The sequence below is a fragment of the Polaribacter sp. 2305UL8-11 genome (assembly GCF_058147165.1).
The window spans coordinates 129238-154111 of record NZ_JBYVJW010000010.1 but is presented as its reverse complement, the minus strand read 5'-3'; the positions used below and the strand labels follow the sequence as shown (position 1 = coordinate 154111).

The 24874-nt window shown below is 29.6% G+C and carries 14 protein-coding genes; 2 read left to right on the top strand and 12 right to left on the bottom strand.

Annotation, left to right across the window (positions count from 1 at the left end):
• Window positions 1–132: 132 nt before the first annotated feature.
• The gene (locus tag ACY2RW_RS10765; protein ID WP_490122733.1) at window positions 133–1227 is read left to right on the top strand and encodes a helix-turn-helix domain-containing protein; all 1095 of its coding nucleotides are present in this window, start codon (window positions 133–135) and stop codon (window positions 1225–1227) included.
• Window positions 1228–1294: 67 nt separating this feature from the next.
• Here the strand turns inward: ACY2RW_RS10765 and ACY2RW_RS10760 are convergent, their stop codons facing one another.
• The 12 genes from ACY2RW_RS10760 to ACY2RW_RS10705 form a co-directional block, all read right to left on the bottom strand.
• Window positions 1295–3685: a TonB-dependent receptor gene (locus ACY2RW_RS10760; protein ID WP_490122732.1), complete on the bottom strand. Its 2391-nt coding sequence runs from the start codon at window positions 3683–3685 to the stop codon at window positions 1295–1297.
• Between the two features lie 377 nt (window positions 3686–4062).
• Window positions 4063–6174: a glycoside hydrolase family 97 protein gene (locus ACY2RW_RS10755; RefSeq protein WP_490122731.1), complete on the bottom strand. Its 2112-nt coding sequence runs from the start codon at window positions 6172–6174 to the stop codon at window positions 4063–4065.
• Window positions 6175–6176: 2 nt separating this feature from the next.
• Window positions 6177–7826, bottom strand: coding sequence for an alpha-amylase family glycosyl hydrolase (locus ACY2RW_RS10750; RefSeq protein WP_490122730.1), 1650 nt, complete (start codon window positions 7824–7826; stop codon window positions 6177–6179).
• Window positions 7827–7881: 55 nt separating this feature from the next.
• On the bottom strand, window positions 7882–9753 hold the full coding sequence (locus tag ACY2RW_RS10745) for an alpha-amylase family glycosyl hydrolase (RefSeq protein ID WP_490122729.1): 1872 nt from the start codon (window positions 9751–9753) through the stop codon (window positions 7882–7884).
• Between the two features lie 9 nt (window positions 9754–9762).
• Entirely contained in the window at window positions 9763–12183 is a 2421-nt protein-coding gene (locus ACY2RW_RS10740) for a glycoside hydrolase family 31 protein (protein WP_490122728.1), read from the bottom strand.
• 48 nt (window positions 12184–12231) lie between these two features.
• Entirely contained in the window at window positions 12232–13221 is a 990-nt protein-coding gene (locus ACY2RW_RS10735; protein WP_490122727.1) for an alpha/beta hydrolase, read from the bottom strand.
• Window positions 13222–13437: 216 nt separating this feature from the next.
• Window positions 13438–15372: a glycoside hydrolase family 13 protein gene (locus tag ACY2RW_RS10730; RefSeq protein ID WP_490122726.1), complete on the bottom strand. Its 1935-nt coding sequence runs from the start codon at window positions 15370–15372 to the stop codon at window positions 13438–13440.
• Between the two features lie 60 nt (window positions 15373–15432).
• A complete protein-coding gene (locus tag ACY2RW_RS10725; RefSeq protein ID WP_490122725.1) occupies window positions 15433–16014 on the bottom strand; it encodes a transposase in 582 nt (193 codons plus the stop codon).
• A gap of 78 nt (window positions 16015–16092) precedes the next feature.
• On the bottom strand, window positions 16093–18399 hold the full coding sequence (locus ACY2RW_RS10720) for a glycoside hydrolase family 65 protein (protein ID WP_490122724.1): 2307 nt from the start codon (window positions 18397–18399) through the stop codon (window positions 16093–16095).
• A 103-nt stretch (window positions 18400–18502) separates the two neighbouring features.
• Window positions 18503–19159: a beta-phosphoglucomutase gene (pgmB, locus tag ACY2RW_RS10715; RefSeq protein ID WP_490122723.1), complete on the bottom strand. Its 657-nt coding sequence runs from the start codon at window positions 19157–19159 to the stop codon at window positions 18503–18505.
• A 3-nt stretch (window positions 19160–19162) separates the two neighbouring features.
• Window positions 19163–20533: an MFS transporter gene (locus ACY2RW_RS10710; protein ID WP_490122722.1), complete on the bottom strand. Its 1371-nt coding sequence runs from the start codon at window positions 20531–20533 to the stop codon at window positions 19163–19165.
• A gap of 183 nt (window positions 20534–20716) precedes the next feature.
• The gene (locus ACY2RW_RS10705) at window positions 20717–21739 is read right to left on the bottom strand and encodes a LacI family DNA-binding transcriptional regulator (protein WP_490122721.1); all 1023 of its coding nucleotides are present in this window, start codon (window positions 21737–21739) and stop codon (window positions 20717–20719) included.
• A gap of 201 nt (window positions 21740–21940) precedes the next feature.
• Here ACY2RW_RS10705 and ACY2RW_RS10700 point away from each other — a divergent pair, with 201 nt between their 5' ends.
• Window positions 21941–24865, top strand: a complete 2925-nt coding sequence (locus ACY2RW_RS10700) for a SusC/RagA family TonB-linked outer membrane protein (RefSeq protein WP_490122720.1) — start codon at window positions 21941–21943, stop codon at window positions 24863–24865.
• Window positions 24866–24874: the final 9 nt, after the last annotated feature.

Here is a 24874-nt window from a genome sequence, read left to right as displayed (position 1 = left end):
ATTTGAACGAACATTTTTTCTGAAAAAAATTAAATTTATATATAAGATAAATAATCCCATACTAAAGACTTCAAATTATATTTTAAATTGATAAATTTGATTTAAAATAAAAGAAAAACAACTTTTTTTAAAATGCAACAACTCTATAACCAATTTATTTATTTTGCTTTCTTACAATGTATATTATTATTGTTAGTATATGTGCTGTCATCTAAAAGAAGAAAATTTGTAAATAAATATCTCTTATTTTTAATATTTACAATATTATTAGGTTTGGTTGGTAAAATACTATACATCTTTAATTTTTTTGAAAAAGATTTTAGATTAATTGCCTTTTCTGAATTGGCAGGTATGTTATTTGGGATTAGCATTTATTTATATACCAAAACATCTCTTTTAGGAAAAAAATATAAAGCCCAAGACCTTATACATTATACACCAGCTTTAGCCTATTTTCTATTTGTTCTTTTTTATTTTGTGTTACCTTCTAATCTTACTATGAAAGAACGTTCTTTAACTGGTGAGATTGATAGAGTTATTTATCTATTCCATGCAATGGGTCTTATTGTTAATATTACTTATTGGGGTGTTAGCTTTAAAAATCTTTTAAATTTTAGGAAAAAGTTAAAACATGAATTGTCATATTCTATTAAAGATACTTTTTTCTATAATTTACATATAGCATTAGGTATATGCCTATTTGTATGGCTTGTAGTTTACTTTTTTAGCTTATTTGATAATATTATGATAGAAAGAGATTTTAGAAATATAATTTGGCTTATCATTTCATTTATTATTTTATTTATTTCTTACTACAGTATTATTTCTCCAGAAATTTATAAATTAAAGCCATTAACTGCTGTTAAAAAATACAATCAATCTAAGTTTAATACTAACGATTTAAATGTTTTAAAAGCTAAGCTTGATGATTTGATGCTAACAAAAAAACCCTATTTAAATAAAAAATTATTAAAAGCAGAATTGTCTGAAATGATGGGGATTTCTAACCCTGAAATGGCTAGATTACTTAACGAAAAAATTGGCATGAATTTTTTTGAATACATTAATAATTACAGAGTACAAGAATTTATTAAACTAGCAAAAGTTAAAAAAAATGAGCTAACATTATTTGGTATTGCCCAAGAAGCTGGCTTTAACTCTAAAACAACTTTTATAAAATCTTTTAAAAAATCAATGGGTAAAACACCTTCTGAATTTTTAAATTAATTGCTTATAAAATTTACAAGTGCAACTTATTTTTTATCTGTACTCTGTTTTTATTTTAACCTATTTTTTATAAAAAATCATTACCTTTTTTCTCGTTAGAAATACGTTTTTTTCTACTTACTGATTTGTTTTTACCTCCAAAACGATATGACAAACCAAAATACAGTGTTCTACTGTTCCAACTAAATTCTCCAACCTGAACAATAGGTCTATTTCCTTCAAATGAAAATTGTTGCGATTTAAAAATATCATTCATATTTAAACTAAAAGTTCCTTTTCTTTTTGCAAAACTGTAACGTGCACCAGCATTTACAAAATAAAATGCTTTGGTTTGGTATTGTAAATTATCATTTGCACCTCTATATAAACCAAATAGTTGCAGTGTTATTTTTTTATTGATTTTAAAATTATTGGTCATTCTTATATTGTAAAGTAGATTATCTACTGCTATAGCTTCGTTTTCTGCAATACCTTTTTGAGTTTGCGCATATAAATCTACACTGGTATTAAAATTCCACCAATTGGTAGGTCTGTAGTTTCCTGATACTTCAAAACCATAAGCTGTATTGTCTTGGTAATTATCATAAGAAAACAAAATTCTTGAAGGTAATTGTGGATCTCGAAAAGCAAAACGTGTAATTTCATTTGAAATAGCTCTGTAAAAAACACCAGTTGTAATACTTCCTCTTTTTAATTTTCTTGTATAATTTGCTTCAATAGAATTTGTAAATTGGGGTCTTAAAGTGGGATTACCAACATTAGTAACTCTTGCAGAAGACCAAATTCTTATTGGGTTTATCTGATCTAATCCTGGTCTATCTACTCTTCTACTAAAACTAATTTGATAAGCATTTTTTTGAGTTTCTAAATCTGGTGTAAATTTTAAGAATGCTGATGGATAAATGCTAAATATTTCATCTTGGAACAACTCTTGATTGCTGTTGTTTTTATCAAAAATACCCTTTACTTGATAGTTTTCTAAACGAGCACCTATTTGATAAGCCCATTTGCCAATAGTTTTATTGTAGGTTGTGTAAAAAGAATATATACTTCTATCATACTTGTAGTTTGAGTTAGCACTGTTTGTATTAGAAGTAATAAATGTATTGTCTATATTTTGTATACGTGCTTCTGCCCCCAACTCTAAAGTAGTTTGTTCTGAAAGTGGATTTATATAATCTAAATTAATAATAGTGTTATTTCTAACATTATCAATATCATCTGTATAATTAGTTGTCATCATTTCATCTTTAATGTTAAAATCAGATAATTCACCTCCTCTAAACGTATTGTAATCTACCTCTAATTCTATGCTATGATTATCTTTAGCAAACAAGTGTTTGTAATCTAAATTATAACTTGCATTTGTATTGTCTCTTTTACTATCGTAAACTTGATTGATAAATGCAGTTTGATTGTTGAACAATACATCATTAATCCCTAAAACATCGCTATTAAAAATATTTTGATTCGTGTAAAAAGATAACGTATTCTTATCATCAATAAAAAAATCTAAACCCGCTTTAAAAAGATGTGAATCGCTGTTGCTTGCAGAATTCCATTTCTCATTAGAATTATCTTGCTGTCTAAAAATAGTACCTAAAACCCTTCTTTTTCTGCTGTTTAAGCCATAGTTGCCATAGACATTAAATTTTCCTGTTCTGTAATTAAGTGTTGTACTACCATTATATTGAACATTATCCCAAACAACTAAACCTGTGTTTATAGAACCGTTTAAACCTAAATTAGAATTTTTATGCAAAACAATATTAATAATACCACTCATACCTTCTGGATTGTATTTTGCAGAAGGATTTGTAATTAATTCAATTTTTTTTATGGATGTAGATGGAATTTGCTGTAACAATTGACTTGCGATTATATTTGTGGGTTTTCCATCTAAAAGAACACGAACGTTATCATTTCCTCGTAAAGATAAATTTCCATCCTGATCTATAGAAACAGCTGGTATATTATTCATAATATCTGCAGCAGAAGCACCAGCAGTTGTTAAATCTTTACCTACGTTTATTATTTTTCTGTCTATTCTTTGTTCTATGGTAGAACGTTCTGCAACAACAACTACACTTTCTAAAGCTTCTGCTGTTTCTTCTAGCTCTATAACACCAAGATTTGTTGTCTTACTATTTAATACCACTTCTTTGACTAATGGTTTGTAGCCAATAAACTGGAACTCTACTAATACTTTTCCGAATGCAACATTTTTAATTTTAAAATTTCCATTATCATTAGTTGATGCACCTGTTATAATTGTAGCATCTTTTTTAGTTTTAACAATTATTGTAACATAACTTACAGGTTCTTTTAAAACTTTATCTAAAACTTTACCACTAATAGTAGTTGTTGCATTCTTAGTATTCTGTGCAAGATTAACAGTTGTAAAAAGAATGTGCATTAGCAATAGAATTGCTATTTTTTTTTGAATATTACCAATCATAAATTTTATTTTTGGCAATATTATGGTTCTACACCTTTAATTATCTTATAGTTTTGTTAAGGCAAGTTCAAGAACTGTTTTAGTACTCATAAGTGAATTTTCTATGGGTTCATATACTGTATTTATACCAAAACTCAACAACGCTCATTTAAAAAAAATGTGCTATTTGTTATTTTAAAATTGTGATTTATAAAACTAACTAAGATTTGTTTTTATTTAATGGTATAACCAAAATAAATATTATTTAACAAGAAGAATACTTTTGTAATATCTACAAAAAAATACTTTGTTTTAATAAAATTATGGAATAACATGTAAAATTTCTATCTCAAATAAATAGAAAACACATAAATTGTTTCAAACGAAAATAGGAATAATTATTTTTTTATAAGACTTATAGCTAAACCACCTCCAGCTGCTAAATTAAATTTTAATTTAGTGTTTTTATCAACATCTATAGTATCAAAATCTATATCTAAAGGGTTATCATTCCAATGTGCATTTTTCCCATCTTTATAAATTTTTGCTTGGTAATTTTGATCTTTATCTAAAAAACTAAAATCAACTTCTATTTCTCTAGCATTTTCATCAGTAATACTTCCTAAAAACCAATTTTCTGTTTTACGTTCTTTTCTTGCAATAGTTACAAAATCACCAATTTCACCATTTAAAACTTTGGTTTTGGACCAATCTACACCCACATCTTTAATAAACTCTAAAGGTTTTGGATTTGCTTCATAATGTTCTACCAAATCTGCAGCCATTTGTACAGGACTATAAATAACTACATACAAAGCCAATTGATGTGCTAATGTTGTATTTACTTGATTTTCTTTTTTATATTCATCAAATTTGATGTTAAAAATACCTGGAGTAAAATCTATTGGACCAGCTAACATTCTTGTAAAAGCTACTATTGATAAATGTTCTGGAGGATTTCCACCATCTCCAGACCAAGCATTAAATTCTTGTCCACGCAAACCTTCTCTAGAAATAATATTTGGATACGTTCTTCTTAAACCTGTAGCTTTTATAGGCTCATGAGCATTTACAGCAACTTGATATTTAGCTGCTTTTATAGCTGCATTGTTATATTGATTTACCATGTATTGTCCATGATGATATTCTCCTTTTGGCAAAATTTTACCAACATAACCAGATTTTACAGCATGCATTCCATATTTCTGCATCAAAGCATAGGCTGTATCTTGTTGTTTTTCGTATGTTTTTGTAGCTGCAGATGTTTCATGATGCATAATAATTTGTACTCCTTTTTCTTTTGCATAGGCAGTTACTTCATCTAGATCGTAATCTGGATATGGAGTTACAAAATCGAAAACGCCTTCTCTGTCTTCAAAACCAATCCAACGTTCCCAACCTGTATTCCAACCTTCTACTAAAACACCTCCAATATTATTTTTTGCAGAAAAATCGATAAATTGTTTTACATTTTTAGTGGTTGCCCCATGTTTTCCATGGGCTTTTCCTGTATCTGTCCATTTTCCATCAATCATTTCCATACCATAATCCCAAGAAGATTTTCCTAAATGCATCTCCCACCAAACTCCAGTATATTTCATTGGTGTAAACCAAGAAACATCGCCCAATTTATTAGGTTCGTTTAAGTTTACAATTAAATTAGAAGCAATCAAATCTGGAGCATTGTCTGTAATCTGAATAGTTCTCCATGGAGTTTTAAATGGTAAAGTTCTTTTTACTTTATAATCTGTATTTCTAGAACCTACCAAACTACTTTTTAAAGATAAATTTTTAGTATCTACTTTTAAAGTCATTCCTGCATAATCTACCAAAGCTGCTTCATGAAAACTTAAATGAACTCCATTTTTACCTACTAAAGTTACAGGAGTATTTACTGCATTTTCTGGAATATAAGATTGTGCTAAATTGGTTTTTGGTATGTATGATTTTGCATCAATTTCAGAGAATTTTGTAGTGCTATACAAATGTTCGTAAATATCCCAATCACCAGGAATCCAAAAGGTTTTATAATCTTCTGTTAAATTAAAATCTGTATTTTCTTGTGTGATTAAAACTTCTTTTAAATTCTTCTGTTCTGGAAATTCGTAACGAAAACCAACTCCATCATTATACACTCTAAAAACAAGATTTAATTTACGTTGTAAATTCTCTTTTTCTTGTAATTCTATTTTTACTTCTTTGTAATGATTTGTCACATTTAATTGCTCTCCCCAAGGCATTTGCCAAGTTTCATTTACTTCTTCTGGTTTTCTAACCTTTGCAATAAAACCTTTGTTGAGTGCAGGAGCATTTGTAAATTCAAAACCTACAAAAGAGGTATCAATTATTGCTTTGTTTTTATAATGAATGGTATAAAAGAATTTACCAACTTCATTTAAATGAAAGTTGACTTTAATATTTTCATTTGGTGATGAAACTCCAGATGATTCTACATCACAAGCAATAAAACTTAAACAACTGATTATTAAAAGTAAAAAAACTTTTTTCATAACTATAATTTTTCTAATAGTACAATATTAAATTCAGAATTTACGATAACTTTTCCGTTTTTGACTTCAATTTCTTTATTTGAATAAAAATCTCTTACCATTTCTTCATTTTTAAAAATGGAAGAAACATTTAGTTCTTTATTTCCTTTTGGTAGATTAACTCCTGCAATAATTTTATCATCGTTTCTAACTCTAGAAAAAACCAAACCATTTTCTTTAGAAATTACTTGGTGTTTTCCTGCACCAACTGCAGGATGATTTGCTCTAAACTGTCCTAATTTTTGCCAATGATTTAAAATTTCTTTGGTTTTTGGATCAGATTTAAGCTTTTCCCAATTCATTAAAGAGCGTAAATTAGCATCTCCTGTTGCTCCTTCTACAATTAATTCTCTAGCAGTTTCATCTCCATAATATACTTGAGAAGTTCCTGGTGTTAAAAGTAACATTTCTGCAGTTTTGTAAGGCATTTTTCTTTCTTTATCAAAAGGTTGTCCATCATCATGTGAAGATAAGTAATTTAAAATTCCATAATTTTTTAAATTGGTATTCAAAATAGAATCGTACCTCACAAAAACATCATTTTGTTCCATTTGTTTTGCATTCCATTTTATTTCAAAATTAATGAGACTATTAAAAGCTTTATCAAAATAATTTACTTTTTTATCGCCAAAATCGAATGCTTTTCCAGATGAAATACCATAGTTATACACTTCTCCTACCAAATAAAAACCATTACTATCTAACACTTTATCTGCATTGTTTTTCTTATATTCTGCAAAGGCAAAATCACATTCTGTTCTAAATTCTTGCCAAACAAATTCTTCTGTATGCTTTACTGTATCTACTCTATAACCATCTATACCAAATTCTGTAATATAATCTGTTAACCATTTTATAATATAAAAACGAGGAGCTCTTGGATAACCAGTTCTTTTAAAAAAGGCATCTAATTCTTTAACTTCTTGTTCATACCTTCCTTCTTTTTTCCATTTTGCAACCAATTGTGGAGGCAGTGCTACATCTTCATTACTTTCTGTCTTAATATCTGGTAAATTTTTAACCAAAGTACAAGAAACTGTATGCTCATAATTATCATATTTACATTGTGGTTCTGTTCTAACCCAATCTTTTGGCCAAACTGGATCTTCTTCTGTAACTGGTCCTGTATGATTTATTACTGCATCTAACAAAATTCTAATTCCGTTTTTATGTGCAACCTCTACCAATTCTTTTACATCTGCTTTTGTACCAAAATTAGGGTCTATTGCAGTCCAATCTTTTGTCCAATAGCCATGAAATCCATAGCTTTTTCCAGTTCCTTCATCTGTGCCAGCATGAATTTGCTCAACAATAGGTGTCATCCATATAGCATTAATTCCTAAATCTGTAAAATAACCTTCTTTAATTTTTTGCGTAATTCCTTTGATATCTCCACCTTTAAAACCTCTTAAAACAGCAGCATCATTTTTTCTATTAAAATTGACATCGTTTGTTTTATCTCCATTATGAAAGCGATCTGTTAGCAAAAAATAAATGTTTGCTCCTTCCCAAACAAATTCTTTAGTTTCTTTTGTAGCATTTTTTTCAGTTGATGTGTTTTCTTTACAGCTAAAAATTGTTGCAATGACAAATAAAAAGAGTAGTTTTTTCATATTAGTATTGGTTTTTTTAATACCTACAAGGTTTTTAAAACCTTGCAGGATAATTTTATTGAAGTTTTAAAATAAAAGATTCTAATGGATTTAGTTTAAGAGTTATATATCCTTTAGATTGATTTACATTTAGTGTAAATTTTTCTTGTTGATATAATTGATCTTCCAACTCATAATTACCCTCTTTTAAATTCCATTTTTTAATAATTTCTGATGGAACTTTTAATTGAAAACTAAAGGCTTCATTATCATCAAAATTAGAAATAATTAACAATTTTTCATTTTCTGAAAAACGTGCAAAAGATAAGATTTTATGTGTATAATTTGGTGTGTTTTCTCTATTAAACTGATGCAAATCTGCATACTCCCCCATTAAAGCATCGCTTTTAATGGTAAAATTTAACAAACGTTTGTAAAAATCTCTTAAGTCGAGTTCTTCTTTGGTAGATTTTCCTCCATCAAACTTTTTATCATTTACCCATCTTTGTAAAGAAGGTACACCTACATAATCAAAAATAGATGTTCTTGATGGACTCCCAAAACCTGCGTTTTCAGAACCATCTTCACCCAATTCTTGCCCAAAATAAACCATAGTTGGAGCAGTAGAAATAGTTGCAGAAACCACCATTGCTGGTTTTCCTTTTAAAGCATTTCCTGCAAATTCTGGACTTGCAATTCTTTGCTCATCATGATTTTCTAAGAAATGTAACATATTATGCTCTATATCTTTTAAATCTTCTTGAATTCGAGGAATATTATCTGTTAAACCATGACCTTGCATTACGTGTTTTATGGTATCATACAATTGTACTTTATCATATAAATAATCCATTTTTCCTTTTTTAATATACGCTCTATACAAACTTGGGTTATACACTTCTGCCAATAAGAAAGCATTTGGGTTTTTCATTTTGATGGAAGAATTTAAGTAACTCCAAAATTCTACTGGAACCATTTCTGCCATATCATATCTAAATCCATCTACTCCTTTTGCTATCCAATACAAAGCAATATCTCTGAATTTTATCCAAGAATTAGGTACAGTTTTGTCTTTCCAAAAATTGAAATGTTTTTTATAATCTTCGTTTTCAAATCCATCAGGTAATTCCTCAAAATCTTTTTTTCCATCTGGAGAAACTCCATAATTTACCTTTACAGTTTCGTACCAATCGTAAAAACTTGGTTTTGGAGAACGAGCTCCATTACCTGTCCATTTTGCTGGGTTTTCATCAAATTTACCATCAGAAAGTGGGTGATTTTCTCCACCTAAAGGTTTGTATCCATTTAAAAAGTCTGGAACTTCAAACGCTTTATTTGGTACATAATAAAAATTATTATTAACATGGTATTCTACAGAAGTATCATCATCTGCACCAAAATCTTTGGCTCCTTTTGGGTTTGATAAACTTTGGTAATTTCTTGCAACGTGATTTGGAACAATATCAATAATAACTTTTAAATCATTCTTATGAGAACGTTTAATTAAAGCCTCAAATTCTTGCAGTCTGTTTGCTACATTTTCAGCCAAATCTGGATTTACATTGTAATAATCTTTTACTGCGTAAGGAGATCCTGCTCTACCTTTTACCACATCTGGGTCGTCATTAGAAATGCCATATTTTGTATAATCGCGAATTACATCATGATGTGGAACACCTGTATACCAAATGTGTGTAACTCCTAAATTTTTAATTTCTTTTAATGCTTTGTCTGTAAAATCATTAAATTTTCCAACACCATTTTCTTCTATAGTTCCCCAAGGTTTGTTAGTAGTATTTGTATTACCAAACAAACGTGTAAAAACCTGATATACAACAAGTTTACCTTTCCTATTCTCTTGCATTGTTATCTTTTCTTCCTTTTTTGTTGATGTACAACTAATTAGAACTAAAATAAATACTATTAAAATGCTTTGTATTTTTTTCATAATTGCTAATTATTTAGTTGATATTTTTATTTTTAATTCTTTCTTTGGATTCCATTTTACTGGAATTTTTAAAACATTATTTTGTGGTGATATTCTTACCCTTTTTTTACCTACTCTAATTTTTCTTGGTTTCCAATTGATATTATGAATAGTTAAAGTCACTACTTTTTCTGATGGAGTCCAATTTTTTCCAAATTTGGCTTCAAAATCTATTTCTAAAATTCGCTTAGACAATTCTGCTTCAAATTCTAAAATTTCATACTTACCTTTTTCGAAAGCATTTGCAGTAACACCATCATCATTATAAAAAGTTCTTTCACTTTCTTTTACAGAAGCATCAAAATAATAATGTAATTCTAAATTATCTGCTTTATAAGCATCTGTAGTCTGGACCAAGTCTGTCATCAAAATAAAAGCACCACTTCTTACGTAAGTAGGAATCGATTTTTCTTTGATTTTTACGGTTTTTGATTGACCTCCTTCTATTTTTTCATCAACATAAAAATTGTACCAATTAGCAGTTTTAGGGAAATAAATTTCTTTTGTTTTAACAGAATCTTTTAAAATGGGTGTGATTAAAAAGTCTTTTCCCCATAAATAGGTTTCTGAATTGCTCATTAATTTATCATCATCTTCTTCAAAGAAAATGGGACGCATTAAGGGTGTTCCTTTTTGATTATTTTCAAAAGCTAAATTGTAATTATAAGGCAACAATTTGTAACGCAATTCAATTGCTTTTTTTGCTAATTTCTTTGCTTTTTTACTTCTAAAAACAGGTTCACTTGCAACATCTTCTTGAGCATGAGGCCTAAAAATAGGCTGAAAAACGCCATATTGCAACCATCTTACATATAAATTGTCATCTAAGTTTGCACCTGCAAATCCGCCTAAATCTGAATGCATATACCCCAAACCTTGCATACCCATTTGTAAGGCAATTTCTGGTTGCGATTGCAAACCTCCCCAAGTTCTATTTACATCTCCAGACCAAGGAATCATGCCAAAACGTTGCGAACCAGAGTAACCTGCTCGCATTAAAATAAAAGGTCTTTCGTTTGGATAATCTAATTGATAACCATCAAAGATTAGTTTTGCCCAGTCATGACCATAAGTATTGTGGACTTCATTTGCAGAACCTGTTGCATGTTGTACCCAAGTTGGATGCACTTCTGGTTCTCCTAAATCTCCCCACATACCTTTTGTTCCTAAATCTAAAATGTCTTTGTAAATGTTCCAAAACCACTCTTTTCCTTCTTTTTTATAGATATCTACAATTCCTGTATTTCCAAAATAGAAATCATATTTTGCAGGATTTCCAATTGAATCTTTTGCCAAAACACCTTTAGCTACAGCTTCGTTCCATTTTTTAGAATTGGTTAAAATAAATGGTTCTGTTATTAAAACTGTTTTTACTCCTTTTTGTTTGAAATTAGAAATCATACCCTTCATGTCTGGGAAAGAATCTTTGTAAACTTCTAAATTCCCCATAGTTCCTTTAATGTCTTTTCCAAACCAATACAAATCTAAAATAACAGCATCTACAGGAATTTCTTCTTCTTTAAATTTAGCAATCGTGTTTTCTGTTTCTTGTTGAGAATGATAGCCAAATCTGCTTGAAAAATTTCCTAAAGCCCATCTTGGAGGCAAAGGTTGTTTTCCTGTTAAATTGGTATAATTTTCTATTAGTTCTTCCCAAGAATCGCCAACAATTACTTGATATGTTTTTCTGCCAGAAATAGTTTCGTAAGTTAAAGAATTGTCTTTTTTACTATCTAAATCTAAATAACCAACTGGAGCATTGTCAAAATGAAGCATGTATTTTTTTGATGAAATTACAATTGGCAGTGTAAAATTCATCAATTCTGAGTAGGTTTCATAGCCATAATGAGCTCTGTTGAATAATGCCAAACGATTTCCACGTCTGTTCATACCTAAAGCTCTTGCTCCTGCTCCATATAAAACTTCGTTATTTGTTAAATTGAATTCTATTTTCTCAGTATCATTTGCAATAATGTTTCCTTTTACATTTTCTAAAGGAATATGTTTAGATTTATAGTAGCCTTGTTTCTCGGAAGTAATTAATTTATTTTTATAGAAATAAGAAATTTGAAATGGATACTTTTGAATCTCGATTTTGATACCTTTTGAAGAAAAATTTACAGCGTTTTCTGACTCGTTTAACTTGATATCTGTAAACGATGGTTTTAAAATAACTGCATGCGATTTTTCTTTGTAAACTTCTCCTTTAGGTATAAAAACGGTTTCTACAATTTTAGTGTTGTAAAATTGAATTCTGTAAGTTCCATTATTAACAAGTACTTCTACATAGTTCTCTTTATGAACAGAAACACTTTTAAAAACTCTATTTGAGTTTTGTGCAAATGATATTATTGAAGAGAGAATTAAAAAATAGAATATTATTTTTTTCATTTTGTATAATTAATTAGTTCTCAGCTGCGCTTTAACTGACAATATGTGTTATTTTTTCAATAAAAATGTTAACGGAATATCTAACCTTTTTTGCCAAGACAATTCAGAATGATTGGTTCCTTCAAAAAATATATTTTTAAAATTAGCATCAGAATATCCTCCATTTTTAAAAATTGAATCTACTTTTGGAGCATATTTTGGATAATACTGATCTAATGTTTTATTACCATAATCAAAATACATTTTATGTGTTTTTGCATCTGGCAAATTCTTTTCTAAATAACTAAAAATAGCATCTGGTAAAGGGTTATTTTCTTTAGGAGTTCCTCCAACCCAATGTGTAGAAATACAAGCTGCTCCTGCAAAAAGATTTGGATATTCTGCAGCTGCATACATAGACATTAAACCTCCCATAGAAGAACCAGCTACAAAAGTGTTTTCTTTGTTTGTATAGACTGCATAGGTTGTATCTATATAAGGTTTTAGTTCTTTTACCATAAATTTTAAGTACTCATCTCCTTTTAAATTGGTACTAAAATTGTTTTTAGCAGCTTCTGCATACAAAGCATCTTTGTCCTCTTTTTTAAGAAAATTCATTGCTTTTTCTGGAAATAAATCCTGCCAACGAATTTGAGGAATGTTATGAATACCTACTACTATAAAATCTTTTACAACACCTTCATTCATCAATTTTGATGCTACTTCATCTACCATCCATTCTTGTTTGTTCCAAGTGGTATTTGCATCAAATAACATTTGACCATCGTGCATATATAATACTGCATATTTTTTTTCTGACGAATAATTTTCTGGCAACCAAACATCTACAGGTCTTGGTTTCATATATTTTGATGGAAAAGAATCTACTCGAATTAATTTTCCTGATGATAATGTTGCTGACGTTAATTCGTATAATTTTATTTTAGAAGTATTTACATTCTCTTTTTTTTGTTCTTGTTTAGTTGATGTTTTACAGGAAAAAAATAAAACAACAAGTAAGAATAAAAAATTTTTAATGTTTAAGATTTCTCGATACAATTTTTCGTTCCTCAAAATCACTCGAAATGACAATAGATAAAGAATTATATTTTTCATAATTAAGTTCTCGATACAAATTTTTTCATTCTTCAAAAATCCACTCAAACTGACAGTTTGTTTTATTTTTTTTAACCTCAAAGTGCTTGTGCTGAACTTGTTTCAGTATCTAAAAACCTTTGAGGCTTCTTTGGGGTTTCTTTGAGGTTTCTGCGTGTTTTATAATTTTGTTGTTAAAATAATGCTTCCTTTTTGTTTTAAATCAATGGCATTACCCCAAATCATTTCTTCGCCAGAAACAATATTTCTTAATGTTTTACCTTTTAAACCAACTTCTGCATAACGTTTTAAATCGATTGTAATTGGATCATCATTTTTATTGATGATGTGTACAACAGTTTCATCATCTAAAACTCTAAACAAAAAATAAGTACCCATAAATGGTGAAAAGTGAATGGTTTTTCCTTCATGAATTGCAGCACTATTTTTTCGATAATTTAAAATTTTACTCACAAAAAATTGCATTTCTTTTTGATTTTCTGACAGACCTTCTCCAGTAAATGCATTTACTTTATCTCCTTTCCATCCTCCAGGAAAATCGGTTCTAATTAACCCATGATCTCCAGGTTTTGCAGTATCATCCATCAAAATTTCTGTTCCGTAATAAACTTGTGGAATTCTTGGTAACATCAATAAATAACTCAATGCCATTTTTGCTTTTGTAAAATCTTCTCCAACTTCTGTGTACAATCTACTTTTATCATGATTGTCTAAAAAAGCCATGATATCTTTTGGTGTTGCATAATAAAAATCGTTGGCTAAACCTTCGTATAATTTTACCAAACCTTTGTCCCAAGATTCTTTTTCGTTAAGTCCGTCTATGATTGCTTTTTGCATCGGAAAATCCATTGTAGATTTTAAATTAGACTCATAACCATCTTTATTATTTGCGCCTGTTTGCCAATAACCCACTAACAACGGATTGTAACTCCACTCTTCTCCAACTATAGAAAAATTAGGATATTCGTTCATAATAGCTCCTGCCCAATTTGCCATAAAATCTTTATCTGGATAAGGATAAGTATCTTGACGAATTCCACCCAAACCCAAGGTTTCTATCCACCAAATTGAATTTTGAATGATGTAATTTGCCATAAAAGGATTTCGTTGATTCAAATCTGGCATTCCAGCCACAAACCAACCTTCGTTATTTCCTTTTCTATCAGCTTCTGAAGCATACAAATCTTGATTTGTTGTTCTTCTATGATTGGAACCCATATTGGTTTTCCAGTTCCAATTATTAATATTGTCTTCGTAATTTTTTTGATGATTTACCCAATCCTTAAAAGGCAAATCTTTCATCCACCAGTGTTCTAACCCACAATGATTAGCTACTTGATCCATGATTAATTTCATTCCTTTTTTGCGTAATTTATCAGCTAATTCTTTATAATCTTTCATGATTCCAAAACGTGGATCAACTTGATAATAATCTGTAATTGCATACCCATGATACGAACCTTGAGACATATCATTAGTTAATACAGGAGTTGGCCAAACAGCTGTAAAACCTAAATCTGAAATGTAATCTATTCCATTAATAATTCCTTGTAAATCTCCTCCATGTCTTTTATAGCCATCTGTTCTATCTAAAGATTGGTCTTTTAAATTTGGTACTCTATCATTAGATTTATCAGCATTTGTAAATCTGTCTGGAGTAATTAAATAAATCGCATCAGCACTATCAAAACCTTTGTAATCTTCTGCAGGTTTTACTCTTTCTTTTAATTGATAAGTGTGAATTAAATTCTCTGAATTATCTTTTTTAAAAGTGATATCAAATTTACCTGCTGATGTATTTTCAGCTATGATTACATCAATAAATAAATAGTTATTACTTTTTTCTGAAGGTGTAACTTTTGCAATTGAAATTCCTTGGTAATTTATTTCTGGAGTATAGTCAGAAATATTTGGATGATGAACTAAAAGTTGTAATTCATTATTCTCCATGTCTACCCACCAATGTGGAGGTTCTACCCTTTCTAAAAAAGTATTGGAAACAGGAATTTCTGCAATACTTTTTTCAGTTTCTGTCTTTTTACAGGAAATTGTGGATGCCAAACAAATTAGTAAAATAATCTTTAGTAGTTTCATTATTTGCTTTTTTGAAACCCAAAAGGCTTTTAAACCTTTTAAGGTTTTGTTAGTTAATATCTAATCTAATTCTTCAAAATGATTACTCTTTTCAAACTCTAAATGCACATATTTAAAATTCTCTTTATCATCAAATAACTCAATAATTTCTTCTCGCTTCAAAATTGTAGATTTTGAGGATAAAATTGACCTAAAAGAAGAATATAAATATTCTTGATAATTGTTAGTAAATCTGTGTTTGTATGGGTTTAAATGAATATAACAAATTACATTTCTTAAATAATTTACATCCGTAATTCGATTTCTTTTGAACCTTACTTTAAATAAACTTCCTTCTCTATCATATTTTTTGTTGATAGCTTTTGTATACGCATTAAACAAGTTAGAAAAAGGTTGCGATAATTTTTCTAAATTTATTTTTATAGAAGACAATTCTTCTATAGACTTCATTTTAATTAGAAGATGAAAATGGTTTTTTAATAAACAATATGCATAAACATCTGCTATGGGTACAATATGTTTTTTTACTAAATTTAAAAAATGTAAATAGTTGCTTTCTTCAAAAAATAAATTTTCTTTATTGTTTCCTCTATTGAAAATATGGTAAAAATGGTCGGGTTCTAAAACATCGTATTTTTCCATATTTGTTTTATTATTTAAGTTATTTGAAACCTCAAAGGTTTTAAAAACCTTTGAGGTTTAGCTACTTATATCTATTTTTTATACCTTCTGCAAACTATTTGGCGTAAGTGTTATATGCTCTCCATTCACCAAAATTTTAATTTCCTTTTTTCCATCAATCTCAAAATGAGTTCCTTTTTGGGTAACATTTACGGTAATTACTTGATTTCTGAAGTTTACTTTAAACGAATACGAGTTCCATCCTTTAGGAATTTTTGGCGAAAAAGAAAGTGTATTATTTAGCACTCTCATACCTCCAAAACCTTCTACAATACTCATCCAAGTTCCAGCCATAGAAGTAATATGTAAACCTTCTTCTACTTCGTGATTGTAATCATCTAAATCTAAACGAGAAGTTCTTAAATAAAACGTATAAGCCTGTTCCATTCTGTCTAACTTTGCAGCCTGAATACTATGTACACAAGGAGAAAGAGAACTTTCGTGAACGGTAAATGGCTCGTAAAAATCGAAATGACGCTCTAATTCTTCTGTAGAAAAATGATCTTCAAACATATAAAAACCTTGCAAAGTATCAGCTTGTTTGATGTAAGGTGAACGCAAAATTCTATCCCAACTCCATTTTTGATTGATAGGTCTTTGACTTTTATCTAAATCTGCAACTGTAATTAATTCCTTATCTAAAAATCCATCTTGTTGTAAGAAAACATTATGTTTTTCTGAATACGGAAAATACATATTATCAGCCACTTTTTTCCAAGAAGATAATTCATCATCAGTAAAATTAACTTTCTCTTTAATTCTTATATAGTCTGAAATATGATCTGTTTTTACAATATTGATATTCTCTAAAGCATACTCTATACACCATTTTGCGATGTAATTGGTGTACCAGTTATTGTTTACATTATTTTCGTATTCATTAGGTCCTGTTACACCTAACATCACATATTTATTTTTATCTGTAGAAAAATTTACTCTTTGATGCCAAAAACGTGCAATTCCTATTAGTACTTCCAATCCTTTTTCTGGGATGTAAGAATAATCTTCTGTAAATCTGTAATAATTGTAAATGGCAAATGCTATAGCTCCATTTCTATGAATTTCTTCAAAAGTAATTTCCCATTCATTATGGCATTCTTCACCATTCATAGTAACCATTGGATACAATGCTGCTCCGTTTTTAAAACCTAATTTCTCAGCATTTTCAATGGCTTTATCTAAATGTTTATATCTGTATTCTAACAAAGTTCTTGCAACAGATTGGTCTTTAGTTGCCATATAAAAGGGAATACAATACGCTTCTGTATCCCAATAAGTACTTCCTCCATATTTTTCTCCTGTAAATCCTTTTGGACCAATATTTAAAGTAGCATCTGTACCTAAATACGTCTGATTCAATTGAAAAATATTAAAACGAATTCCTTGTTGCGCTTTTACATCACCTTCTATAGTGATGTCTGACATGTTCCAGATTTGCGCCCAAGATTGTTTTTGCATCTCTAATAACGCATCAAAACCAAAACTTACAGCTTTGTCTAAAACATCTTTTGCAACTGCAACCAATTCGTTTTTATTGTGGTTTCTATCCACTACATATCCACCAAATTTGTGGATGGTATAAGTTTGATTTTGATTGATTTCTTGTTGATAAGAACAAGTTGCAGTTTTATCAGTTTTTTGATTGTTACAATCTGTTAAAACCTCTTCATTATCAACAAATAAACGAGATTGCATAAATGTACACGTATAAAAGTGCGTTTTCATTGTACGTGCTTGAATAAAAGATTGCTGATCGTTTTGATGTACTTCTAAAACATCCCAAAATTGGTCATCCCAATTGGTATCTTCATTAGTAATACCTGCATCTAAATATGGTGAAAACGTAATTTTCGCATAAGTATTTAATGGAGTAACTGAATAACTAATTGCACCCACTTCATCTAATTCTAAACTTAAAAAACGTTTGGTTTCTACTTTTATTTCTACTCCGTTTTGTAATTCTGCTACAAAACTACGAGATAACCAACCTTCTTTCATGTTGAGTTCTCGCTTAAAATTAGACACTTTTTTACACGTATGTAAGTCTAATTCTTCATCATTAATTGTAACGTTTATTCCTATCCAATTAGGTGCATTTAGCACTTTTGCAAAATACTCTGGATATCCGTTTTTCCACCATCCAACACGTGTTTTATCAGGATAATACACTCCTGCAATATAACTTCCTTGAAAAGTATCTCCTGTATATGTTTCTTCGAAATTTGCACGTTGTCCCATGGCTCCATTACCAATGCTAAACAAGCTTTCTGAAGATTTTACCATGGTTGCATCAAATCCTTCTTCGAGGATTGACCAAGCATTAGGTATGATATAATCTTGATTCATTTTTTTTCTTTTTGAGAGAAAAGAGCAGAGAAGAAAGGATAAAGATAAACCTAAAAGTTCTTTAGAAAGATTCTCTTTTCTTGTTTCTAAACTCTATGTTCTATTAACTAACTATTAATTTTGTAATAAAATCGGTACTGATTTCTGTGAAATCTTTAAAGTTAAATTTTGCATGAGATAACACTTTATCATCACCAATACCTATACTTACCATTTCTGCAGCATTTGCAGCTTCTACACCAGCAACAGCGTCTTCAAACACAATACAATCTTCAGCATTTACACCCAATTGTTTTGCTGCTAACAAAAATACTTCTGGGTCTGGTTTTGCTTTTGTAACATTATTTCCATCTACAATGGTATCGAAATAAGGCAATAATCCTACTTTTTCTAAAATAGGTTGCGCATTTTTACTTGCTGATCCTAAAGCAATAGGAATATTTTTTTGTTTTAAAAATTGTAAAACTTTAGGCACATCTGGTAAAATTTCTGATGCATCCATATTTTTTATGTACTCTAAATAATCAAGATTTTTCTCAATCATCCAAGTATCAAATTGTTCTTGTGTATAATCAATTTTACCAATGTCGTTTAATAAAATATCTAAACAACGTTTTCTACTAACTCCTTTAAATAATTCGTTTTGTTCTTTGGTAAATTCGAACCCTAATTCATTAGCCAACTTTTTCCAAGCTAAATAATGATATTTGGCAGTGTCTACAATAACACCATCCAAATCGAATATAAATCCCTTTTTCATTTTTTAATTTTCTTCTTGATAGCTGATTGCATTTTTGTTAGTAATTAGAAAGTTACACAAACCTGCAAGCACTAAACTAATTCCTGCAATTGTCATTGCATTGATAGCCTCTTCTCCTAACAAATTAGAAACATAATTTATACCTCCTAATGCAGCAATAATTTGAGGAATAACAATAAACATATTGAAAATCCCCATAATCACACCCATTTTCTTTGGGTCTACAGAACTAGACAACATTGCGTAAGGCATTGATAAAATACTACCCCAAGCAAAACCAATTAATATGAAACTGTACATTAATGTTTCAGGCGTTGCATAATTCATATAAAGAAATCCTATACCTCCTAAAATCAAAGAAACCATGTGCACATATTTTCTATTGATGTTTCTTTTTGATGTATATAAGGTTAATAACAATGCAAAAGCCATAGATGATAATCCATAAACCCCCATTGCAGAACCTACCAAATTAGAGGATTCTTGAAATTTAGTATTCGATAATTTAAAAGCCTCAGCTTGAACTGTATCTGCCATATTAAAGGCTGATTCAATTGGTGCTGGTGTTTGGAAAACATGTTCTGTTAAAGCAGGATTGGCTAAACTCCACATTGTAAAAAATGCAAACCAAGAGAAAAATTGAATAACTCCTAATTTTTTCATTGTCATTGGCATACTTCCAATATTGTTTAGAATATCAGGAATAAAATTATTTTTCTTTGCTTTTTCCTTTTCAAACTCTTCCATATCTTCTGGAGGATATTCATCAGTAGTAAAAACTGTATATAGAATACTTGCTAAAAAAACAAATGCCCCAATTGCAAATGCAACTTTTACAGACATTGGTACTACTCCTGAAGCAGCTTCATTACTTACTCCAAACTGAGAAACCATCCAAGGTAAATTACTTGCTACCCAAGTTCCAATTCCTATAATTAATGTTTGAACAACAAAACCATAAGAACGTTGGGATTGAGGTAATTTGTCTGCTACCAAAGCTCTAAATGGCTCCATAGAAATATTTATAGATGCATCTAAAATCCATAAAAAACCAGCAGCTATCCAAAGTGCAGGAGAATGAGGTACAAAAAACAAGGAAACTGAACTTAAGATAGCACCTACTAAGAAATAAGGTCTTCTTCTACCCCATTTTACGCTCCAAGTCCTATCACTCATATACCCTATAATAGGTTGCACAAGTAAACCTGTAAGTGGTGCAGCAATCCAAAGTAAAGGAATATCTTCCTTACCAGCTCCTAATGTTTGAAAAATTCTTGACATAAATCCACCTTGAAGGGCGAATCCAAATTGTATTCCTAGAAATCCAAAACTCATGTTCCAGATTTGCCAGAAGCTTAATTTACGCTTTTCCATTATCGAATATTATTAATGAATATTACGATAAGTGTTTAGACTTATCAATTACTTAAAGTGTGGAATGTAATTTACTGATAAATCGTTTAATGGTTCAAATATAATTTTTTTATATGAAGTTTATCAAATATTTAATAAAAATCTACGACGACGGTTTCGTAAAAATTTAAAATTTGAAAATATTTACGACGACGGTTTCGTAGATTCTCTAACTTTTAAGTCGCTAGAAATCACAATCTTTTTAGGTTTAAAAACCTCTGCTTCGTTTTCTATTCTTTCAATTAGTAATTCTACTGCTTGCTTACCCATTGTTAAGCCATGTTGTGCAATTGTTGTAATTGATGGTGATGAATATTCTGAGATTAACCCATCTGTAAAACCAATAATAGAAATATCTTTTGGAACATCTAACCCCATTTCTTTTGCTACTCTCATTGATTTTGCTGCGTATATTTCATTCACTGCAAAAACACCATCAATATCTTGATTAAAGGCTTTTTTTATCTGATTTTTAATATCTTCTTTTTCATCAATCTCTACAATAATACTTGTATCTGCCTTAATATAATTTTCTATTAAAGCTTTTTCATAACCTTGTCTTCTTAAAGCTCCTACATTAACGTGATTAGGAGTGGTTATTAATGCTATTTTCTTCCTACCATTATCTAATAAATGTTTTGTAGCTTTATAACCAGCACCCACATCATCTACAACAACTTTATCACAAAGTATTTCATCTACTACTCTATCAAATAAAACCAAAGGAATTTCTTCTGAAACCAAATCTTTAAAATGATTAAAGTCTTTATTTTCAAGTGTTTCGCTAGCAATCGAAACAATAATACCATCTACACTTCCATTAGATAACACCTTTAAAGTTTCTACTTCTTTTTTATAAGATTCATTTGAAAAACACACCATGATATTATACCCTTTTTCATTAGCTCCTTCCTCTATTCCCATAATTACTGTAGAGAAAAAATGGTGTACTATTTTTGGTAAAATCACACCAATAACTTTAGTTTTTTGATTACGTAATTGCAAAGCCAAATTATTCGGTTTGTAGTTATAGTGATTGGCGTAAGCTTGAATTTTTTCTTTGGTTTCTGCACTTATTTCATGACTATCTTTTAGAGCTTTTGAAACTGTAGAAGTAGAAACTCCTAATTCTTTAGCTATTGTTTTTATGGTAATTTTTTGCTTCATAATTTATTAAAAGACAAATTTAAGGCATTCTATTTTGTTAAATTAATGATATTTCCGTAAAAAAAGTTGTCAACACGAAACCGATTTCGTGACTTTTAAAATATTGAAAACGTTGACTTAAACCTTATATTTACATAGTGGAATGTAAATTTATTGTTAAGTCAAAAATCAAATTTACAGTTATTATTTAACAAATTATACATGAAAAAATTTAAATTATTGTTAATTGGAATTCTTTTAAGTTCATCCTTTACCATGTTTGCGCAACAAACAGTAAAAGGAACTGTAAAAGAAAAAACAACAGGTGAACCTTTACCTGGTGTGAGTATAGTAGTTAAGGGTACAACAAGAGGTACTCAAACAGACTTTGATGGAAACTTTTCTTTAGATAAAGTTAAAACTGGTGATGTTTTAGTCTTTCAATATTTAGGATACGCAAATAAGGAAGTAACAATCGCAAGTAATTTTAACCTTACTATAGAATTGGAAGAATCTGCAGAACAGTTAGATGAAATTGTTGTGGTAGGTTATGGTACAACAACCGTAAAAGACGCTACTGGTTCTGTAGAAGCCATTACTGCAAAAGATTTTACAAAAGGTAATATTGTTACTCCTGAAAATTTATTAAGTGGTCGTGTTTCTGGGGTTAATATTACAACTAGTGGTGCTCCAGGATCTGGCTCGCAAATTACAATTAGAGGTGGTTCTTCTATTGGTGCTTCTAATAGCCCATTAATTATTATTGATGGATTACCTATAGAAAATAGTGATGCTTCAATTTCTGGTTCTAGAGGTTTATTAGCAAATATAAACCCAAATGATATTGAATCTTTTTCGGTTTTAAAAGATGCTTCTGCAACTGCTATTTACGGTTCTAGAGCTGCAAATGGTGTTATTATTATCAATACTAAAAAAGGTAGAACAGAATACAGTTTAGATTTTGATATGCAGTACACTTTTGGAGAAGTTTTAGACAGAGTTCAAGTATTTTCTGCTGATGATTTTAGAAATATTATAAACCAAAGAAGACCTGGAGATGCAGTTTTATTAGGAAATGCTAATACAAATTGGCAAGATCAAATATTAAGAAATACAGTTTCTTCTTTATACAACTTAACAGCTAGAGGACAAATTTTTGGAGCAATCCCTACAAGATTATCTTTAGGTTTCGCTAATCAAGAAGGGTCTGTGCTAACTTCTGAGTTTGATAGAAAAACCATATCACTTTCTATGAATCCATCTTTATTTAAAGATCATTTAAAAATTAACTTAAACTATAATAGAAACTTTGAGGATAGTCGTTTTGGTGATGCTGGACAAATTGGGGCTGCTTTACGTTATGACCCAACACAGCCAGTTTATGACACAACATCTCCTTTTGGTGGTTTTTATCAACATATTGTTAATGGTCAACCTTCAAACGGTACTTCAAACCCATTTGCGGCTCTTTTACAGAGAAACAATACTGGTTTTGCTTTTAGACAATATGGAAATTTAAACTTAGATTACAAATTTCACTTTTTACCAGAACTAAAAGCTGTTGTTAATGTTGGTTTTGATAAAATAAAATCAGAAAACACAGATATTACTTCTAAAGAAGCTCCAGCACAAACTAATGCTTTATTTCGTGGAAATGATGCATTTAAAACGCAAGAAAGAGGTAACCAACTATTTGATAGTTATTTAAATTATATAAAAACATTTGATAAAACTAAATTAGATGTTACAGCAGGATATTCTTACCAAAGATTTGAAAATTTTGGTACTGATTCTGGAAACAAAAATAACCCAAATAATGTGGCTACAACGTTTGCAGATCCAGATGTAGTAAATATTGGTTTTTTTGGTAGAGCTAATTTAACTTTTTCAGAAAAATATCTATTAACTCTAAATTATAGAAGAGATGGTACCTCTAGATTTGGTGAAAACAATAGATGGGGTAACTTTGGTGGTGCAGCTCTTGCTTGGAAAATTAGTGACGAAGACTTCTTAAAAGACAACAAAGTAATATCAAACCTAAAGCTAAGAGCCAGTTATGGTGTTACTGGGCAGCAGAATATTCCTGGAGCAAATGATATTTATTTAGATAGATATCGTTTTGGAAACCAAGGATCTAAGTATATATTTGGAAATCAAGTAGTAAGATCTACAATACCTTCTGCTATAAATCCTAATTTAAAATGGGAAGACACAAAAACTATAGAGTTTGGTGTTGATTATGGTTTATTTGACAATAGATTTTCGGGTTCTTTAAATTACTTTAATAAAGTATCTTCAGATTTATTTTTTAATGAAGCCTCTTTAGCAGACGGAACTAACTTCTCTAATGCAATTATTCAAAACATTGGTGAGTTAACTATAAATGGTATCGAATTTTCTTTAAATGGAGATATTTTAAAAACAGATGATTACAACTGGAACTTTACATTTAATGCAACTTATCTAGATAGAGAAATTACAAAAACACTAAACAACCAAGAATTTAGAACTGGTGGTACTGGTGGTGGTACTGGTAATACAATTCAACTTTACAGAGTTGGTTTTGCACCAAATTCATTTCATGTATTTAAGCAATTATATGACAATGCTGGCAAACCTATAGAAGGTGCTTATGCAGATTTAAATGGTGATGGTTTAATAAATGACGATGACAGATATCTTAAAGAAAACCCAAATGCAGACATTACTTTAGGTTTCCAATCATCTTTTAACTATAAAAATCTAGATTTAGCATTTAATTTAAGAGCAAATATTGGTAACCATGTTTACAACAACGTAAATTCTGCAAGATCACAATATGAACTTTTAAGAGACAATGCTGTTTTAGGTAACATACCTACCTCTGTATTAAATACCAACTTTGTGAGAACTGCTGATGTAATTAACTCTGATATATATATAGAAAATGCCTCATTCTTAAGAATGGACAATATTACATTAGGATATACCTTTAACAACCCAATTAAAAAATTCTCTTACAGTAGTTTAAGAGTTTGGGCTGGAGTGCAAAACGTATTTACGTGGACCAACTATTCTGGTTTAGACCCAGAAGTATTTAATGGAATTGATAATTTAATCTATCCAAGATCAAGAAATTTCTTATTTGGAGCTAATATTAAATTTTAATAAAATATT

What these genes read in the sequence shown, in the direction of transcription:
- ACY2RW_RS10730 (WP_490122726.1), bottom strand. Translation starts at nt 15,372, where the DNA reads ATGAAACTACTAAAGATTATTTTACTAATTTGTTTGGCATCCACAATT.
- ACY2RW_RS10760 (WP_490122732.1), bottom strand. Translation starts at nt 3,685, where the DNA reads ATGATTGGTAATATTCAAAAAAAAATAGCAATTCTATTGCTAATGCAC.
- ACY2RW_RS10745 (WP_490122729.1), bottom strand. Translation starts at nt 9,753, where the DNA reads ATGAAAAAAATACAAAGCATTTTAATAGTATTTATTTTAGTTCTAATT.
- ACY2RW_RS10725 (WP_490122725.1), bottom strand. Translation starts at nt 16,014, where the DNA reads ATGGAAAAATACGATGTTTTAGAACCCGACCATTTTTACCATATTTTC.
- ACY2RW_RS10720 (WP_490122724.1), bottom strand. Translation starts at nt 18,399, where the DNA reads ATGAATCAAGATTATATCATACCTAATGCTTGGTCAATCCTCGAAGAA.
- ACY2RW_RS10755 (WP_490122731.1), bottom strand. Translation starts at nt 6,174, where the DNA reads ATGAAAAAAGTTTTTTTACTTTTAATAATCAGTTGTTTAAGTTTTATT.
- pgmB (WP_490122723.1), bottom strand. Translation starts at nt 19,159, where the DNA reads ATGAAAAAGGGATTTATATTCGATTTGGATGGTGTTATTGTAGACACT.
- ACY2RW_RS10740 (WP_490122728.1), bottom strand. Translation starts at nt 12,183, where the DNA reads ATGAAAAAAATAATATTCTATTTTTTAATTCTCTCTTCAATAATATCA.
- ACY2RW_RS10705 (WP_490122721.1), bottom strand. Translation starts at nt 21,739, where the DNA reads ATGAAGCAAAAAATTACCATAAAAACAATAGCTAAAGAATTAGGAGTT.
- ACY2RW_RS10765 (WP_490122733.1), top strand. Translation starts at nt 133, where the DNA reads ATGCAACAACTCTATAACCAATTTATTTATTTTGCTTTCTTACAATGT.
- ACY2RW_RS10710 (WP_490122722.1), bottom strand. Translation starts at nt 20,533, where the DNA reads ATGGAAAAGCGTAAATTAAGCTTCTGGCAAATCTGGAACATGAGTTTT.
- ACY2RW_RS10700 (WP_490122720.1), top strand. Translation starts at nt 21,941, where the DNA reads ATGAAAAAATTTAAATTATTGTTAATTGGAATTCTTTTAAGTTCATCC.
- ACY2RW_RS10750 (WP_490122730.1), bottom strand. Translation starts at nt 7,826, where the DNA reads ATGAAAAAACTACTCTTTTTATTTGTCATTGCAACAATTTTTAGCTGT.